The sequence below is a fragment of the Actinospineispora acaciae DSM 45401 genome (assembly GCF_000620785.1).
Taxonomy (GTDB): domain Bacteria; phylum Actinomycetota; class Actinomycetes; order Mycobacteriales; family Pseudonocardiaceae; genus Pseudonocardia; species Pseudonocardia acaciae.
In genome coordinates this window covers 306,948-324,331 of record NZ_JIAI01000002.1, presented here as the reverse complement: position 1 = coordinate 324,331, position 17,384 = coordinate 306,948, and the positions used below count along the sequence as shown (strand labels likewise).

The 17,384-nt window shown below is 72.2% G+C and carries 17 protein-coding genes; 11 read left to right on the top strand and 6 right to left on the bottom strand.

The features are described 5' to 3' along the window. Positions 1–164 precede the first annotated feature (164 nt). Positions 165–977 (top strand): DUF4184 family protein, encoded by an 813-nt coding sequence (locus N912_RS51145; protein ID WP_064745238.1) that lies wholly within the window; start codon positions 165–167, stop codon positions 975–977. Here N912_RS51145 and N912_RS0111140 read toward each other — a convergent pair. Continuing rightward, complete coding sequence (locus tag N912_RS0111140) at positions 910–1,653, bottom strand: GAF and ANTAR domain-containing protein (protein ID WP_051580046.1); 744 nt, start codon at positions 1,651–1,653, stop codon at positions 910–912. The two genes, N912_RS51145 and N912_RS0111140, sit on opposite strands and share 68 nt — an antisense overlap. Before the next feature lie 337 nt (positions 1,654–1,990). On the opposite strand from N912_RS0111140, the gene N912_RS0111135 reads away from it, so the two are divergent. The 8 genes from N912_RS0111135 to N912_RS0111100 all read left to right on the top strand — a co-directional run bounded on the left by N912_RS0111135 (position 1,991) and on the right by N912_RS0111100 (position 10,206). After that, positions 1,991–2,371 carry an STAS domain-containing protein gene (locus N912_RS0111135; protein WP_169747863.1) on the top strand — a complete coding sequence of 127 codons (381 nt, stop codon included), beginning with the start codon at positions 1,991–1,993 and terminating at the stop codon, positions 2,369–2,371. A gap of 32 nt (positions 2,372–2,403) precedes the next feature. Continuing rightward, on the top strand, positions 2,404–3,069 hold the full coding sequence (locus N912_RS51140; protein WP_245645253.1) for a chemotaxis protein CheB: 666 nt from the start codon (positions 2,404–2,406) through the stop codon (positions 3,067–3,069). After that, the gene (locus N912_RS0111125; protein ID WP_028922479.1) at positions 3,069–4,958 is read left to right on the top strand and encodes a CheR family methyltransferase; all 1,890 of its coding nucleotides are present in this window, start codon (positions 3,069–3,071) and stop codon (positions 4,956–4,958) included. Before N912_RS51140 ends, N912_RS0111125 begins: the two co-directional genes overlap by 1 nt. Positions 4,959–4,967: 9 nt before the next feature. Beyond that, positions 4,968–5,834 (top strand): ANTAR domain-containing protein, encoded by an 867-nt coding sequence (locus N912_RS0111120; RefSeq protein ID WP_028922478.1) that lies wholly within the window; start codon positions 4,968–4,970, stop codon positions 5,832–5,834. 21 nt (positions 5,835–5,855) lie between these two features. After that, positions 5,856–6,761, top strand: a complete 906-nt coding sequence (locus N912_RS0111115; RefSeq protein ID WP_028922477.1) for an aminotransferase class IV — start codon at positions 5,856–5,858, stop codon at positions 6,759–6,761. A 78-nt stretch (positions 6,762–6,839) separates the two neighbouring features. Then, positions 6,840–8,318 (top strand): alpha/beta hydrolase, encoded by a 1,479-nt coding sequence (locus N912_RS51135; RefSeq protein WP_051580045.1) that lies wholly within the window; start codon positions 6,840–6,842, stop codon positions 8,316–8,318. Positions 8,319–8,327: 9 nt separating this feature from the next. Then, positions 8,328–9,269, top strand: coding sequence for an LLM class F420-dependent oxidoreductase (locus tag N912_RS0111105; protein ID WP_028922476.1), 942 nt, complete (start codon positions 8,328–8,330; stop codon positions 9,267–9,269). Between the two features lie 67 nt (positions 9,270–9,336). Then, a complete protein-coding gene (locus N912_RS0111100) occupies positions 9,337–10,206 on the top strand; it encodes a sigma-70 family RNA polymerase sigma factor (protein WP_028922475.1) in 870 nt (289 codons plus the stop codon). Here N912_RS0111100 and N912_RS0111095 read toward each other — a convergent pair. Continuing rightward, positions 10,200–10,559, bottom strand: a complete 360-nt coding sequence (locus N912_RS0111095; RefSeq protein ID WP_211261209.1) for a YciI family protein — start codon at positions 10,557–10,559, stop codon at positions 10,200–10,202. The genes N912_RS0111100 and N912_RS0111095 overlap by 7 nt on opposite strands. 210 nt (positions 10,560–10,769) lie before the next feature. On the opposite strand from N912_RS0111095, the gene N912_RS60165 reads away from it, so the two are divergent. Next, entirely contained in the window at positions 10,770–11,447 is a 678-nt protein-coding gene (locus N912_RS60165) for a DoxX family protein (RefSeq protein WP_211261208.1), read from the top strand. 169 nt (positions 11,448–11,616) lie between these two features. Here N912_RS60165 and N912_RS0111085 read toward each other — a convergent pair whose 3' ends face one another. The 4 genes from N912_RS0111085 to N912_RS0111070 are packed head-to-tail and all read right to left on the bottom strand — an operon-like array spanning position 11,617 to position 16,421. Beyond that, on the bottom strand, positions 11,617–13,014 hold the full coding sequence (locus N912_RS0111085) for a xylulokinase (RefSeq protein ID WP_028922472.1): 1,398 nt from the start codon (positions 13,012–13,014) through the stop codon (positions 11,617–11,619). 1 nt (position 13,015) lies between these two features. Next, positions 13,016–14,275, bottom strand: a complete 1,260-nt coding sequence (locus tag N912_RS51125) for an MFS transporter (RefSeq protein WP_037064170.1) — start codon at positions 14,273–14,275, stop codon at positions 13,016–13,018. Positions 14,276–14,297: 22 nt separating this feature from the next. After that, the gene (locus N912_RS51120) at positions 14,298–15,407 is read right to left on the bottom strand and encodes an aminotransferase class V-fold PLP-dependent enzyme (RefSeq protein WP_084210806.1); all 1,110 of its coding nucleotides are present in this window, start codon (positions 15,405–15,407) and stop codon (positions 14,298–14,300) included. A 6-nt stretch (positions 15,408–15,413) separates the two neighbouring features. After that, entirely contained in the window at positions 15,414–16,421 is a 1,008-nt protein-coding gene (locus N912_RS0111070; protein ID WP_084210805.1) for a glutamate cyclase domain-containing protein, read from the bottom strand. Positions 16,422–16,474: 53 nt separating this feature from the next. Here N912_RS0111070 and N912_RS51115 point away from each other — a divergent pair, with 53 nt between their 5' ends. Further along, complete coding sequence (locus N912_RS51115; protein ID WP_051580044.1) at positions 16,475–17,332, top strand: MurR/RpiR family transcriptional regulator; 858 nt, start codon at positions 16,475–16,477, stop codon at positions 17,330–17,332. Positions 17,333–17,384 lie beyond the last annotated feature (52 nt).

Below are 17,384 nucleotides of genomic sequence, written 5' to 3'. Positions count from 1 at the left end.
GTAATGGTATCCGGATTTGTCGGCTTCCGATGAGCCCGACCAGAAGATCACCGGACCGCACTGAAATGATCGGTGCGAGCGGCAGGCCGGTCCGGCCCATTCGTGACCAGAACCGGACGAGGCTGCCACTCGTCGGAACGCCACATCGCGATACAGGGGTTGGTATGCCGTTCACGCTCGCCCATCCGGCGGCGGTACTGCCGATGAGAAGGGTGCTGTGGTTCCCCGGACTGGTGGCCGGCTCGATCGCTCCGGACGTGGCGTACTACCTCCCGGTGCCCGGCGGTCCGGCCCTGACCCATTCGTTGGCCGGCCTGCTCGGGATCGACCTCCTGCTCGGGGCCGCGCTGGCGGCCCTGGGACACCTGTGCCTGGCGCTGGTTCCCGACGATCCGCGCTCCCGCGTCGCCGCGGCGGAGCTCACCGCCCGCGTGCGCTCCTGGCGGGCCGGTGCCCTCGCGGTCGCATCGGTGGCCGTCGGCGCCGCGACCCATCTGGCCTGGGACAGCCTCACCCACACCCACGGTGCGGCGGTGTCCCGGTGGGATGTGCTGCGCGAGCCGGTCGTGGGCCCTCACCGGCTGTACAACGTGATCGGCTATGCGTCCTCGCTCGGTGGGCTGCTGCTGCTCGGCATCGTCGCCCTGCGCTGGTACCGCCGCGCTCGCCCGGTGCGCGACGGCCGGTGGCCGTGCCTATCCGGGAGGGTCCGCGCGTGGGTGCTGGGTGGGATCGCGGTCGGCGCGGCCGCCGGCGCGGGTGTCGCGCTCACCGATCCGGTGAGCGGGGTCAGCACGTACGACTGGGTGCGCCAGTTCCTCGTGGGGGCGGTTCAGGGCGCCGGGTTGGGGTTCGCGGTGTACGCGCTCGGCTGGCGGCTTTCCCGCCTGGTCGGCCCCAGGATCGGCATTACGAGCCGTCGAGCGGGTCGTCGGCGTCGCCCGTCGAGTCGACCACCGCCCGCGCCACGTCGGTGAGGCGGCGGTTGTGGCCTCGGGCGTGCGCGCGCAGCACCGCGAACGCCTCCTCCACCCCGAGCTGGCGACGCACCGCCAGGATGCCCTTGGCCTGCTCGATCAGGACCCGGCTCTCCAGCGCGCCCTGCAACTGTTCGACCAGCGTCTCGTGCCGGCGCAGGGTGCGGTGGTTGAGCAGGCCGATGGTGGCCACATCGGCGAGCGCCTGGCCGAGCACGAGCCGGTTGTCGTCCAGCGCCCCGGCCGAGGCGCCGAACATGCTCATCGCGCCGATGACCCGCTCCCGCGACCGCATCGGCAGCGAGCTGACCGAGGCGAAGCCGGCCGCCCGCGCGGCGCCGGCGAACCGGGGCCACCGGGCCCGCTCGCGCCCGAGGTCGGCCGACTGCACCCGCCCCGCGCTGCGGTAACACTCGATGCCGGCGCCCTCGTGGCCGCGCAGCCCGGACAGCTCCACCGTCCGCGCCGGCTCGCTGGACGCCGCGATCACGTCGAGGATCCCGCCCTGGTCCGCGAGCAACAGGCCGGCCGCGTCCACGCCGACCAGCTCGACGCACTGCCCGACGAGCAGCCCCGCGAACGCCGCCTGGTCGAAGTCGGGCACGCCGGTGTCGGCGAGCGTCGCGAGCGCCCGAGCGATCTTTACGGCGAGCGGATCGGTGGTGCGAATTTCCATACCGGTTGGTTCTTCCCGGAAGGCGTCACGTGACGAGCCGGATCCGGGCCACGCTGCGCCGTCAGCTCGGGGCCACTCTACTCACGCCGACCTCAGCGGCAACTACCCTCGGCCATCGGATTATTGGTTATCAAAACGGCACCCCTGCGTGACTGTCCGAGACATGGGCGGCGCTACCGTGTGGTGCTCGTTGCCCGAGACCCCGGCGGCGCGGATCTCTTTCCTTCCACCCAAGCCACACGAAAGTCGGGCCATGTCTCGGGCTGTGTCCCTACCATCCGCGCCGCCGATCAACGGCGCGAGGCCGCATGCGGTTCCGATGTCGACGGAACACGACGTGGCCGGCAACCCGTCTGTCGAATTATTTCCGATGGCATTGATCACCGCCCGGGGCGCGCTGAGCGTCGCCGGGGTCGAGGATCTCCGATTCGTCCTGCGCGAGCAGATTCATGCCACGCAGGGCGGCACCGGTCCGCACCTCGCCGTCGACCTTTCCGGCGTCACCGAGTGCCCCACCGCGATTTTCCGGGTCCTGACCGAGAGCTACCTCGAGGCGCGGGGCCGGGGTGGCTGGCTCCGGCTGGTCGGCCTGAGCGAGCAGGTGCTGTCCCTGCTGAACGTCGCGCGGCTGCCCGAGGTGCTGACGATCTATCTGGCTTCCGGCTGGACGGGAGGAGGCCTCGACCCGACCCGCCGGGCGGCGTATGCCGGGCGCTGAGGCTCGCGGCGCCCGGTGAGTAGGCTCGTGGCGTGTCAGGTGCCTCGGCGCGGCGGCGGCCGGGCGGCGTGAGCGCCCCGTCGTCGGAATCGAGCCCGGCCGAGTTCGCGAGCGGCGACGCCGATCGGTTCGACGTGGTGGCCGTGTGCTCGTCGGCGGGCGGGATCCGGGCGCTCACGAGCGTCCTCGGCGATCTTCCCGCCGACTTCCCGGTGCCGGTGCTGGTGGTGCAGCACCTGGACCCCCGGCACGAGACGGTGATCGCCGAGGTGCTGGCCCGCCGCACCCGGCTGCGGGTCAAGCTCGCCGAGCAGGACGAGCGCGTCGAGCCCGGGGTCGTGCACATCGCGCCGCCGAACCGGCACCTGCTCGTGGGGCACGCCGGCGTGCTGACGCTGTCCAGCAGCGAGCTGGTGCACTTCGTCCGCCCGTCGGCCGACCTGCTGTTCGAGTCCGTCGCCGGGGCCTACGGCGCCGCCGCGATCGCCTGCGTGTTGACCGGGTCGGGAAGTGACGGTGCGATGGGTGTGAGCGCAATCAAGTCTCGAGGTGGAACCGTGGTCGTCGAGGATCCGGAGACCGCGGAGTTCGGCGGCATGCCGGGCGCCGCCGCGGCGACCGGCACGCCCGACTTCGTGCTGCCGCTGGCCGAGGTCGCCCCGGTGATCCGCAGCCTGGTCCAGGCCGGTCGGTCGTGATGGACGACCGGATCGCCGCCGCCCCCGACGAGGACCTCGAGCGCCTGTTGGTGTTCGTGCGCGACTCGCGCGGGTTCGACCTCACCGGCTACAAGCGCTCCTCGCTGGTCCGGCGCATCCGCAAGCGGATGATGGCCGTCGACGTCGTCGACTTCCCCAGCTACCAGGACCTGCTGGAGACCAGCGCCGAGGAGTTCGAGCAGCTCTTCAACACGATCCTGATCAATGTCACCGGGTTCTTCCGCGACCCCGAGGCGTGGAACTACCTGCAACGGGACATCATTCCCGAGCTGCTCTCCGACATTCCCGCCGGCGAGGAGATCCGGGTGTGGAGCGCCGGCTGCTCCAGCGGCGAGGAGGCGTACTCGCTGGCGATCGCGTTCGCCGAGGCGCTCGGGGTCGACGACTATCTCAAACGGGTGAAGATTTACGGCACCGATGTCGACGAGGAGGCCCTGCACGAGGCCCGGGGCGGCACGTACAGCGCGCGCTCCCTCGAACCGTTGTCCGCCGAGCTGCGCGAGAAGTACTTCGAACAGAGCAACTCCAGGTTCAGCTTCCGGACCGACCTGCGCCGCAGGGTGATCTTCGGTAGGCACGACATCACCCGGGACGCGCCGATCTCCCGGCTGAACCTGCTGACGTGCCGCAACACGTTGATGTACTTCAACGTTGAGGCGCAGACCCAGATCATCGACCGGTTCCATTTCGCGCTGCGCGAGGAGGGCTACCTGTTCCTCGGCAAGGCCGAGATGCTGCTCTCCGACGGCGACCGGTTCGAGGTCTCGAACATGCGCCAGCGCGTCTTCCGGCGCCGTCCCGGTGAGGCGCGCCGCCCGCACCAGACGCTGCCGGTGGCCTTCGAGGCGGCAAGCGTTGCCGAGAAGCGCGACGCCACCCGGCGGCGGCTGCTGCGGGACATGGTGCTGGACGGCGCGCCCAACGTCATGATCGCCATCGATGTCGACGGCAACGTCGAGATGATCAACGGCCAGGCCAGGGCGCAGTTCGGGCTGACCCCGCACGACGTCGGCCGGCCCTTCCGTGACCTGGAGATCTCCTACCGGCCCGTGGAGCTGCGCTCGCTCATCGAGCTGGCGCACGGCGAGCGGCGCAGCATCCGGATCAACGCCGCCGAACGCAGGGTGAACTCCGACGACGTGCAGTACCTCGACGTCACCGTGCAACCGCTGTGGGGCGGCGACGGGCTCCCGGTCGGGTCCTCGGTGATGTTCGTCGACGTGACGGCGACGACCCGGCTGCAGCGGGAGATCAAGCGCAACCGGGAGGACCTGGAGACCGCCTACGAGGAGCTGCAGTCCACCAACGAAGAGCTCGAAACCACCAACGAAGAGCTTCAGTCCAGCATCGAGGAGCTGGAGACCACGAACGAGGAGCTCCAGTCCACCAACGAAGAGCTCGAAACCACCAACGAAGAGCTCCAGTCCGGCAACGAGGAGCTGGAGACGATGAACGAGGAGCTGCGGGTGCGCGGCACCGAGCTCGGTGAGGCGCGCACCTACCTCGAAGGCGTGCTGGCCAGCCTCGCCGCCGGCGTGGTGGTGCTGGACGGCGAGCTGCGGGTGTGGAGCTGGAACCGGGGCGCCGAGGACCTGTGGGGCCTGCGGACCGAGGAGGTCGGCCGCCAGGAGTTCTTCAGCCTCGACTTCGGGCTGCCCACCGAGAAGCTGCGCGAGCCGCTCGCGGAGTGCCTCGCGCTCTCCCGGCGGACCGGGCCGGTCAAGGTGGACGCGGTCAACCGCAAGGGCCGGGCGATCACCTGCACGATCACCTGCTCACCACTGGACAGCAGCGGCGGTGGCGTGGTGATTCTGATGGAACAGACCGAACCCGGAACAACCCGGGTGACCGGCGCCGGATCGGCGTAGGCTCGGCTCGTGGGCGGGTATGGAGATGCTCTCCCGAACATCGAGCAGGTCCTGCACGAGGCGGCCCAGGAGAAGGAACGGGGCGCGCGGGCAGCCGCCGTCGCCGTCCGCCACGAGCAGCTCGCCGACGTCGGCCCGGCCGCCATGCGCGGGCACCACCGCCGGATGGCCACCCTGTTCCGGCGCAACCAGCAGCGTCACCTCGCGGCCAGCTGCCTGCACACCGCGTACGCCGAGAAGCTGCTCACCTGGCTCGACCAGCGGATTCCGCGGACCGCCCGGCCGCCGTTCATCACCGCGATCGCCGGCGCGCTGGGGGCCACCGGCGTGGGCATCACCCTGCTCGACGTGCACAACGCCGAGGCGCTGCGCTCGGCCTCCACCCCAGCCGCCCGGGCGGCCCTCGACCTGGAGTACACCCTGCACGAGGGGCCCGGGCAGGATGCCGCCGCCCACCGCAAGAACGTCACAGCCAGGGGCGTCGAGATCCCCACCCGCTGGCCGCACTACGGCCCGGCGGTGGCGGCGCTGGGCATCCGGGCCGTCGAGGCGGCCCCGCTGCACGACCAGACCCGCTACTTCGGTGCGCTCACCGCCTTCGACGCACCGTCGGACCCGCCGGTCGCCGTCGACGACCTCGCCGACGCGATAGCCCAGAGCGTGCTGCCCAACACCGAGAACAGCCTGGGCATGCCGCTGCTGCGGGAGACCGACGTGCAGGCCGTGATCAACCAGGCCGCCGGCATGCTGGCCGCCCAACGCCGCTGCCCGGTCAGCGACGCGCTCGCCCTCATCCGTGCCCACGCGTTCGCCGCCGACGAACCGACCGAGCAGGTGGCCGCGCACATCGTGGACCGGACGCTGCGCCTGGACTGAGACGCTCAGTAGCCTGCATTCATGACCTCAGAGTTCGAGCATGGTGCCGCCTTTGTCGACGGTGAACTGGTGCCGATCGAGCGGGCGAAGATATCTCTCGTCGACACCGGGTTCTCGCGTTCGGATGTCACCTATGACGTCGTCGCGGTGTGGGACGGGGCCTTCTTCCGCCTCGACGACCACCTGGACCGATTCGAGCGGAGCTGCCGGATGTTGCGGCTCACGCCGCCCTACGACCGCGCCGAGATGACGCGCATTCTGCTCGACCTCGCCCGGGTGTCCGGCCTGCGCGAAGCGTATGTCGAGATGCTCTGCACCCGTGGAGTCGCCCGCCACGGCTCACGCGATCCGAGGACATTCGAGAACCGTTTCTACGCCTACGCCATTCCGTATGTCTGGCTGCTGCGGCCCGAGCAGGCCGAAATGGGAATGGACGCCGTCATCACCCGGACCGTGCGCCGAATCCCGACCAGCTCCGTCGACCCCACCGTCAAGAACTTCCACTGGGGCGACCTCACCCGAGGCCTTTTCGAGGCCTACGACCGTGGCGCGCACTATCCGATCCTGCTCGACCGGGACGACAACATCACCGAAGGCGCCGGTTACAACCTCTTCGCGCTGGTCGGACAGCGCCTGCTGACCCCGGCCGGCGGCGCGCTGGAGGGCATCACGCGCCGCACCGTGCTCGAGCTCGCCGCCGAGGAAGGGATCGAGGCGGTGGCCGTGGACCTGTCGGAGTCGACGTTCCGCACCGCCACCGAGGCCTTCGCCACCTCCACCGCCGGCGGCGTCATGCCCATCACCTCGCTGGACGGCCGACCCGTCGGCGACGGCCGGGTGGGGGCGACGACCCGCCTGATCCGCGAGCGGTACTGGCAGGCGCACAAGGACCCGCGCTACCTCACGCCCGTCGACTACCCCGCCTGACGACACCTGTGCACAAAAAATTGTGCACAGGTCCGTCCGGTGCGGCATGTTGGCGCGGTGGACAGGACGAGGACCTTCGTGAACAGGGTCGGCCGGGCGCTCGCCGCGTTCGCCGTGTCGGTCGCCGCGTTGGCCGGATGCTCCGGGGACGGCCCGGCGCGTGACGGTCAGGTGGCGTGGGGTCCGTGTGCGCCCGCGCCGCCGGGGGTCGAGCTGGACCCACGGCAGGAGTGCGGGTCGGTGTCGGTGCCGCTGGACTACCGCGAGCCCGAGGGCCGGCGGATCTCGCTGGCGGTGTCCCGGATCAGGACGGCGGTGCCCGAGAAGCGGCACGGGGTGCTGCTGCTGATACCCGGCGGGCCGGGCAGCTCGGCGCTGTACCGCCCGAGCACGCACGTCAAGCGGCTGCCTCCGGAGGTGCTCGACCGCTACGACATCATCGGGTTCGACCCCAGGGGGATGGCCGCCAGCACGCCGGTGAGCTGCCGGCTCGGGCCGGAGGACACGACGCTCGCGGCGCTGCGCCCCTGGCCGGCGCCGGACGGCGACATCTCCGAGAACGTCGCCCGCGCGCGCCGGGTCGCGCGGGCCTGCGCCGAGCGCGGCGGCGAGCTGGTCAGGCACATCAGCACCGGCAACGAGGCCCGCGACATCGACCGGATCAGGCAGGCGCTCGGGGTGGAGCGGATCTCGTACTGGGGCGTGTCCTACGGCACCTACGTCGGCGCGGTGTACGCGACGATGTTCGGTGAGCACACCGACCGCGTGGTCCTGGACAGCAACGACGACCCGAACCCGGACCTGGTGGCCCGGGGCTGGGCGGTCAACTACTCGACGGCCATCGAGGACCGGTTCCCCGACTTCGCCGCCTGGGCCTCGGCCCGCGACGGCGAGTACCACCTCGGCGCCGACCCTGGCGCGGTGCGGGCGACGTTCCTGCGGCTGGCGGCCAGGTTGGACCGCGAACCGCTGCCCTGGCCCGGCGGTGGCGGGACGCTCAGCGGCAACGTCCTGCGCGACACGATGCTCAGCGCGCTCTACTCCGACTCCGGCTTCCCCAAGCTGGCCGGGCTGATGCGAGCCGCACAGGCGCGCGGCCCGCTGCCCGCCATGCCGTCCCCGCCCGAGGCCGAGCTGCAGAACAGCGCGGCGGTCCTGATCGCCACGATCTGCAACGACGTCAGGTGGCCACCGCCCGGCCCGGAGTACCAGGGCGCGGTGGCGCGCAACCGGGAGGCGTTCCCGCTCACCGCCGGCATGCCGGTGAACATCTTCCCGTGCGCGTTCTGGCCCGAGCCGTTCGAGCCGCCGGTGCGGGTCGGCGCGCACGGCCCGGCGAACGTGCTGCTCGTCCAGAACCTGCGCGACCCGTCCACCCCGCACCGGGGCGCGCTGCAGATGCGCGCCGCGCTGGGTGAGCGGGCGCGGATGGTCAGCGTGGACTCCGGCGGCCACGGCGCGTACCTGGCCAACGGCAACGCCTGCGGCGACCGGACGGTGACCGAGTTCCTGGTCACCGGGACGCGCCCGGACCGCGACATCCTCTGTCGGGGCTAAGGTCGAATTGTGGACTTCAGGATCTTCACCGAGCCCCAGCAGGGCGCCTCCTACTCCGATCTGCTGCGCGTCGCGCGGGCCGCCGAGGCCGCCGGGTTCGACGCGTTCTTCCGCTCCGACCACTACCGAGCGATGGGCAGCGCTATCGACGGTGCCTCCGGCGAGCCCGGCCCCACCGACGCCTGGACGACGCTGTCGGCGCTGGCCGTCCAGACCGAGCGGATCCGGCTCGGCACGCTCGTCACGTCCGCAACCTTCCGGCTGCCCGGGCCGCTCGCGATCGCCGTCGCGCAGGCCGACCAGATGTCCGGCGGGCGGGTGGAGCTCGGGTTGGGCGCGGGCTGGTTCGAGGCCGAGCACACCGGCTACGGCATCCCGTTCCCGCCGCTGGGCGAGCGGTTCGCGCGGCTGGCCGAGCAGCTGGAGATCGTCACGGGGCTGTGGGAGACGCCGGCCGGGAAGACCTACTCGTTCACCGGCGAGCACTACACGCTGGTCGACTCCCCCGCGCTGCCCAAGCCGGCCCGGCCGATCCCGGTGATCATCGGCGGCAAGGGGCCGAGGCGGACGCCCGCGCTGGCCGCCCGGTTCGCGAGCGAGTTCAACGTGCCGTTCTCCACGCTGGAGGAGACCGTCGCGCGGTTCGACCGGCTCGAACAGGCCTGCGCCGACCTGGGCCGCGACCCCTCCGAGATCGTCCGTTCCTGCGCGCACACGCTGGTGCTCGGCGACACCGACGCCGAGGTCGCCCGGCGCGGCGAAGGGTACGGCCAGAGCCCGGACGACCTGCGCGCCAACCCGCTCGCCGGCTCGCCCTCCGAGATCGTCGACCGGCTCGGCCGCTGGCGGGAACGGACCGGGATCACCCGCGTCTACGTCCAGACGCTCGACCTCACCGACCTCGACCAGATCGACCTGATCGCCGAGCGGGTGGCGCCACAGCTGCGGTAGCGCCGTCACATCGGGGGCGTCTCGGGGCTCGTTCTGGTGGGCCTTGACGACAGGACGGTGTGAGTCGATGGACGAGACCGGGTGGCTGGCCGATCGGTTCGAGCGGGAGCGGCCGCGGTTGCGCGCCGTGGCCTACCGGATGCTGGGCTCGGTGGCGGAGGCCGAGGACGCGGTGCAGGACGCGTGGCTGCGGTTGAGCCGGGCCGACGCGGAGGGGATCGACAACCTCGGCGGCTGGTTGACCACCATCGTCGCGCGGGAGTGCCTGCACCAGCTGCGGTCCCGCCGGCGCCGCAGGGAGGACCCGCTGGCCGCGCACCTGCCCGATCTGGTCGTCTCGGACGGAGAGCCCGACCCGGAGCAGGAGACGCTGCTGGCCGACTCGGTGGGGCTGGCGTTGCTGGTCGTGCTCGAACGGCTCACCCCCGGGGAGCGGTTGGCGTTCGTGCTCCACGACATGTTCGACGTGCCCTTCGGTGAGATCGCCGACATGGTGGGCCGCAGCCCCGCCGCCGCCCGGCAGCTCGCCAGCCGGGCGCGGCGCCGCGTGCACGACGCCGACATCCCTCGGCCCGACCCGGATCTGGCCCGCCAGCGGAAGGTGGTGAATGCCTTCTACGCGGCCGCGCGAACGGCGGATTTCGACGCGCTCGTCAGGGTGCTCGATCCCGAGGTCGTGCTGCGGACCGACTTCGGCGGCACCCGGCCCCCGGATGTCGTGCGCGGCGCGGCGGCCGTGGCCTCACAGGCTCGCGCCCCCGGCGGTGGCCGGCTGCGCCCCATCCTGGTCAACGGCACGATCGGCGCCCTGGTCGCCCGCGACGGGCGGCCGTACTCCGTGATGGCCTTCACCGTCGCGGGCGACAGGATCGTCCGGATCGACGTCATCCGCGACACCGCCCGTGTCCTCGGCGTCGCGTCCGCCGTCGGTCAGTAGTACGTCGCCGGCCGCCGCACCTCGACCGCGCCGCCCAGGCGTGCCTGCGGGATGCGTGCCGCGATCGCGACCGCGGCGTCCATGTCCTCGACCTCGACCACGAGGAACCCGCCCACCGCGCTGGCGGCGTCGAGGAACGGCCCCTCGGTTCTGACCGTCGAGCCGTTCTCGACCCTGACCGTCGTCGCGTCCTTCGGCAGGCCCAGCGGCGGCGAGCTTGTCACGTTCTCCATCGCGCCGATGGCCGCCCAGTCGGCGTAGGCCGCCTTCACCACCTCCGGCGACACTGTGTCCGCCCCCGGCGTGCCCGGCAACGGATACGTGCCGTGGTGGATCACCAACACGAACTGCATCATGTCCTCCTCAACGGGTGTGTCTGTGTCGTCCGCACACCCATGAGCCCTGATGCCGCGCCGATGTGACTGACATGGGGACGCCTTCTCCAGCATCAGCCATGCCTCGGCCGCCGCGATGCCCCATCATGCGCGGCGCGTCACATCACATTCCGAGGGGCTCTGTCGTCGTACTACTGAGACGAACACCCCGCGCTCCGACCACTCCCGATGACACCGATTCTGACGAGCGAGGATGAGATGCGAATGGTCCAGCACGCAACTGACGAGAAGCCGGACACCAGCCCACGCAGCGAGAGGAAGCGGAGCCGGATCCGCCCCATCGCCTTCTGGGTCACCACGTTCCTCATCGTCTTCGAGCTTGCCGCGGGATCGGTGTGGAACCTTCTGACGATCGAATGGGTGGAAGTCCAGTTGCGTCACCTGGGGTACCCGCACTTCTTCGCCTATATCCTAGGCGTGTGGCAGGCTGGCGCGGCGGTTGCCATTACAGCGCCCAAGCTCCCACTGATCAAAGAATGGGCGTACGCGGGCGCCTTTCTCCTGTGGTCGGGCGCCGTGGCGTCGCATCTGTCAGTCGGCGACATTCTTGAGTCGTGGTTGGTGCCGCTGGTGTTCGCGACGTGCGCTGTCACGTCGTGGGTGCTGAGGCCGGCCGACCGTCGACTCCCGGAGACGCGGCTGCGCCGGGACCACCCTGCCGAAGCCGGACAGGATGGGTCCACTCCGTCGGAAACGCGTCCTCGCGCCTGGGAAAGACGTCCTCGCGCGTGGGCCGTTCCGATCGGGCTTCTCGTTGTCCTGTATGGCGTTTCCTACCTCACACTGCCGGTGGTCGAAGACGCCATGCACAAGCAGGCGGTCGAGCTCGGCTGGATCGGCGAGTAGATGCATCAGCCCGTACAGCTCACCTACCTCAGGTCGGTCCAGCTCGCCGGTCAGGTTGTCGGCCGCTCGGGTCACCACCTCATATGCCCGATCTCGCGCCAGCGCCCATCAATCCATCCCACGCCATACCCTGATCTCTCGGATACGGCGGCCGATGGTGGGATCATCTTCAGGATCGTCCCTGGCCCGGCGCGGCTTCGGACGCCGCGATGAAGCGTTCGTAAGCCAGGTCGAGGAGGTCGGCGGGTAGGTCGGCGGGCGCTACGTCCCTGCCGGGCGCGGGAGGCTCGCCGGTGCCGCCGGCCAGCAGGGCGGCGCCCTCCAGCGACTCCGCCGTCACGTGGCGCAGCGGGAGCGGGATCGTCGCGGCCAGCAGCGACAGCAGGCCGGGGAACCGGGCGGCGCCGCCGTTGACGCGGATGGCGGCGATCGGCACGCCCAGGGCGAGCACGTGCTCGACCGCGCGGCGCAGGCAGCACCCGATCGAGACCAGCACCGCCCTGGCGATGTCGGCCCGGTCATGGTGTGCCCGCAAGCCCGTCAGGCCGGCGGTGCGTCCGCGGTCCCAGTACGGGAACCGCTCACCGGCCAGGTAGGGCAGGAACACCAGACCCGGGTCGACCGGCGCGGACCGGGCGGCCTCGTCCAGCTCCGCCGCGTCGTCGAAACCGAGGGTGCGCCGGGCCCACTCCAGGGCGAAGCCGACGTTGCTCACCGGCAGCGAGATCACGTACCGGCCGGCGGCCGTGCCGAACGCCAGGCAGGTGGCCTGCCGGTCGCGGTCGGTCACCGGCTCGTCGACAACCATCCGCAGGGTGCCGCCGGAGCCCAGGGTCAAGCAGGCGTCCGCACCCGTCGCGCCCGCTCCCAGCGAGGCACACGGCCCGTCGCCCGCGCCGCAGCGCACGCTCGCGCCGGCGGGCAGGCCCAGCAGGGCGGCGCCGTCGCCGGTGACGGGGCCGATCACCTCGTCGGGCGCGCGCAGCGGCAGGAGGCTGCGCGCGGGCACCGGCAGCCGCCGCCCCAGCTCCTCGCTCCACCGGGCCGCGCGGATGTCCAGGCACCCGGTCACGCTCGCGTCCGTCGGGTCGATGCACCACCGACCGGTCACCACCCGCACCAGCCACTGGCGCAGCGGGACCGGGTCCCCGCGCCGCCCGGCCTGCTCCCCCCACCGGGACCGCGCCGCGAGCGTCGGATAGCGCTGGCCGGACACCTCGCTGAACCAGGCGGCGTTGACCCCGGACATCAGCGCCGTGCCCGCCGGCATGTCCCGCCGGTCGGACCACAGCACGGCCTTCCCCACCGGCCGGCCCCCGTCGTCCACCCAGACGTGGCTGCCCATCTGGCCGGTGATCACCACGTCGGACACGGCCGGCCGGTCCACGAGCAGCTCGCGCACCGCCTCCCGCACGGCCGCGGTCAGCGCCGCCGGCGACACCTCGGCGGAGTCGGCCCCCAGCTCGGTCGGCATGGGTCGCGCGGTACGCCTGGCCACCCGCCCGTCCGGCCCGGCCAGCCCGCACTTGACGGTCGAGCTGCCGAGGTCGACGACGACGGTGCCCACGTCACGTCCCGTCGGGAAGTTGCCGCGCCGGCGCGCGGCGCCGGACCCGGTCCGGGAGCCCGAAACCGATCATCGCGGCGAGCAGCAGCGTCCAGCCGAAGGTCAGCACCGCGAGCGCGGCGCCCAGCCCGAGCCGCGCCCCGATCCAGGCGCCGAGCACCGGCGACACGGCGCCACCGAGCGCGCCGAGGTTGTACACCAGCCCCAGGCCGGCGCCGCGCACCCGCACGTCGAAGTAGTCCGCGAGGTACTTGGGCAGGATGCCCGCCGGGCCGTAGTTGGTCAGCTGCAGGAAGAAGACCAGCACCCCGAGCAGCACGACGTTGCCGCCCCGCAGCGCGAACACCGGCAGGATCAGCACCAGCGAGACCAAGATGGAGACCACGTAGGTCCGGCGGGTTCCGAGGCGGTCGCCGAGGAACCCGGCCAGGCAGGTGCCGACCAGCAGCCCGAAGTTCGCCGCGAACATCACCGAGCCGACGTGGCCGGCGTCGAACCCCACGGACTTGAGGTACGTCGGCATGAGGCTGCCGATCGGCCAGTTCGAACAGAACGCGACGAACGTCAGCACCAGCAGCGCCAACGTCAGCGGCAGCCGGCGGCGGCCGAACAGCTCCACCACCGAGGGCCTGGACGGCTTGTCGTCGGAGCGGCTGCGCTCCCACTCGGCGCTCTCCGGCAGCCGGAACCGGATGTACAGGGCGACGACCACCGGCGCCAGCCCGAGGAAGAACAGCGCCCGCCACCCCAGCGACGGCACCAGCAGCGGGTAGGCCTGCGACGCCAGGATCCCGCCCAGGGGGAACCCGGAGATCAGGAACCCGCTGGCCTTGTTGCGCAGCGCGGCCGGCCAGCTCTCCATCGCGTAGGTGCTGCTCGCCGCGTACTCGCCGGCCATCCCCATGCCGACGACCAGCCGGAACGCGAACAGCGACCAGTAGTCCCAGGACAGCCCGCACAGGAAGGTGCCGCCGGAGTAGAGCAGCACGCCCAGGACCATCGCCTTGGTGCGGCCGAGATGGTCCGCCACGGCTCCGACCAGTGCGCCGCCCAGCCAGCGGGTGAGGAACGCGGCCGAGACCAGGCTGCTCGCCGTCACCAGCGAGAGGTGGAACTCCTCGGCGATGTCGCTGAGCACGTAGGTGATCAGCACGAAGTCGAAGCCGTCCAGCGCGTAGCCCATCCAGGCCGCGACGAACGACTTGACCTGGCCACGGTCGAGCTGGCGGAACCAGGCGGTTCGAGGCTCGGGAGAGGTCATCGGTGACCCTTTCTTGTCCGGGCTAGCGCAGCGCCGCGCGCACGGCGTCCGCGATCACCCTCGGGTGCTCGCGGGTGAGCCCCCTGGGGTCCAGCTCGAACCGGCCCTCGGCGGCGTGGTGCGCGCGGCAACGGATGCTCGGCGTGTGCGCCGCCAGCCGTGCGACCAGCTCGGCGGCGTCCATCCCGGCCGCCCTCGGGTCGACGTCGACGCGGGTGCGGCGGATCGGGCGGGTGGGGTCGGCGACGACGCGGGCGGTCACGCCGGGCAGCCCGGCCAGCTCCTCGGCGAGCAGGGTGGCCAGCTCGGCCAGCCGCCGAGGCTCCGCGTCCGGATCGGCGGCGGCGTAGCGTCGCAACGCGACCAGCGCGCCGAGGATGCTCTCCTTGCCGACCTTCATGGTGCGGCCGATCCCCGCGTTCTGCGCCCGGCACGCGTCGACCAGCTCGCGGCGCCCGCACACCAGGCCGGAGGTCGGCCCGCCGACCGCCTTGTGCCCGCTGTAGACCACCAGGTCGGCCCCGGCGGCGAGGTAGCGGCGCAGGTCGGTCTCGGCGGCGGCGTCCACGATCACCGGGACGCCGTGCGCGTGGGCCAGCTCGACGACCTCGCCGAGCCCGCACGCCTGCGACGCCGGCACGTGGTGGGACACGACGTAACCGACCGCGCCGACCCGCCGGCGGTCCGCCGCCGAGGCCAGCTCCCCGAGCGTGCACCGGTTGGCGGCGCCGACCTCGACGACCTGCCCGCCGCCCAGGCGCAGCATCTGCGTGAGCTGCGCCCCGAAGTGGATGGCGTGCGGCTTCTGGAGCAGGACCTCGGACGGCAGCTCCGCCGGCAGGTGCGGGACGCGCTCGACCAGGTCGATGTCGCCGCCGGTGAGGCAGGCGGCGGTGGCGATCGCGATCCCGGCCGCCGCGCACGCGGTGACGAACCCGGCCTCGGCGCCGGTCGCGGCGGCGATCTCCCGGTCGGCCACCGTCATCAGCTCGTCCATGTCGGCCCACAGCCGCGAGCCGTCGGCCAGCGCGGCGGCCACCGGCGGCGCGCACGCCGAGCCGCCCAGGTAGGTCATCTTTCCGGCCGCGTTGACCAGCGGCGCGAGCCCGAGGTCGGCGATCAGCTGGTCCACCGGCGCTCAGCCCTTGGCCGCCGCGACGTTGACCACCCAGGCCATCAGCGCCAGCACGCCCCGGTTCAGCTCGATCGGGGTGCCGTCCGACTTCGGCTCCGGGCGCTGGCTGATGCCGTCGATGGCGCCGGCCTCCGCGCACCGGCGGTGGATGGCCTCGATGTCCACCCTGGGCAGCACCTCGCAGCGCCCGGCGGCGGTCGCCTCGACCGCGGCCGCGAGCGCGTACGCCCCCCAGTTGGAGTTGCCGGCCACCAGCAGCGCGTCGCAGTCCGAGCCGGCGCAGATCGTCGGGCCCAGCGGGCCGGAGGCGTGCACCGCGTCCCGGATGGACGCCATGCCCATCTCGTTGCCGTTGTCGCCGATGCCGATCCTGGGCACGCCCCGGCGCGCGGCCTCGGTGAACAGGTGGTCCATCTTCGCCAGCAGGTGGTCGGTGATCGCCCGGCCGGCGGCGGTGTGCGCGAGGCCGTCCGCGCCCACGCTGGGCTGCTCGACGGCGACCAGCGCGGCCGGCGCCAGCGTGTCGAACAGCTCGGCGGCGCGGGCCCGGGCCGCGTCGTGCTCGGTGGGGACGTCCACCACCGCAGTGCACGCGGCGTGGTGCGGACCGCGCTTGGAGCGCAGCGCCCGCTCGGCATCGGTGACCAGCAGGCCGGCGGCGGTCGCGCACAGCGCGCAGAAGTGCGCCACCCGGCGCTCGGTGATGATCACCGGCACCACGCCGAGGGCCTCCTCCAGCACCCTGGCCAGCAGTGCCGCCCCGACCGGGCCGTCGGTCTCGGTGACCCCTTCCAGCAGGAACGACCGGGACGGGAACCCGGTGATGATCCCGACGACGTCGCCGGGCTCGACCCGCTCGGCGAGCATGCGGGCCGCGCCGGTGGACAACGGCTCAGCCGCGCCCGAGGTGGCCGCGCGGTACAGCGGGGGAACCACGCCCTTGCCGGAGGTGTCCAGGCTCATCAGATGATCGAGCTGCCGGCCAACCTCGTCCAGTACCCTTGCCTCCATGGCAAACGAAACTAGATTTCGCTTGCTGGCCCGTCAAGACGTAAGGAAGTTTCGTGACTGCCCCGTACACCCTGCGCCAGGTGGCCGCGGTACTGGACACGCTGGCCTCGGCCGAGCGACGGGTGGCCCGGGTGCTGCTGGACGCGCCCGACGAGGCGACCCGACGCTCGGTGACCGACCTGGCCCGCGCCGCAGCCACCAGCGAGGCGACCGTGGTGCGGATGTGCAAGAAGGCCGGGTTCGAGGGGTACCAGGACCTCAAGACCCGCCTGCTGCGGGACCTGGCCGGCGCGCCGATCCCGGACGGCGGCGAGGTCGACCCCGACGACGGGGTGCGGATCGTGGTGCGCAAGATGTTCGCCGCCGCCACCGCGTCGCTGTACGAGACGGCGACGCTGCTGGAGCCGACGCTGTTGCTGCGTGCCGTCGAGGCGGTGGAACGCGCCAGCGAGGTGACCCTGTTCGGGGTGGGCACGTCGGCGTACGTCGCGCTGGACGCGATGCGCCGGCTGATGCGGATCGGGATCCCGGTCAACGTGGAGACCTCCGGGGTCGACCAGGCCGTCCGCGCGTCGCTGCTGCCGCAGTCCGCGCTGGTCATCGCCGTCTCCAGCGGCGGCGCGTCGCGTGACACCGTCGCCGCCACCAGGCAGGCGCGCGAGCGGGGCGCGACGGTGCTCGCGGTCACCCACGCCCCCAGTTCGCCGCTGGCCCGGCTGGCCCACGTCGTGCTCCCGGCGGCCGCCCGCGAGTCCGCGTTCGGGACCGAGGCCATGGCGGCCCGGCTGACCCTGCTCGCCGTCCTCGACGCGCTGTTCGTGCTGGTCGCGATGCGACGCCACGAGACGGCGACGGACAACCTCGGGCGCATCACCACCGCGCTGCGCGGCACGCACATCGAGGTCGAGTAGGCCGGACACGCGGCGGAAACACCCGCGAGCCGCTTCGGACCGCGAGATGATG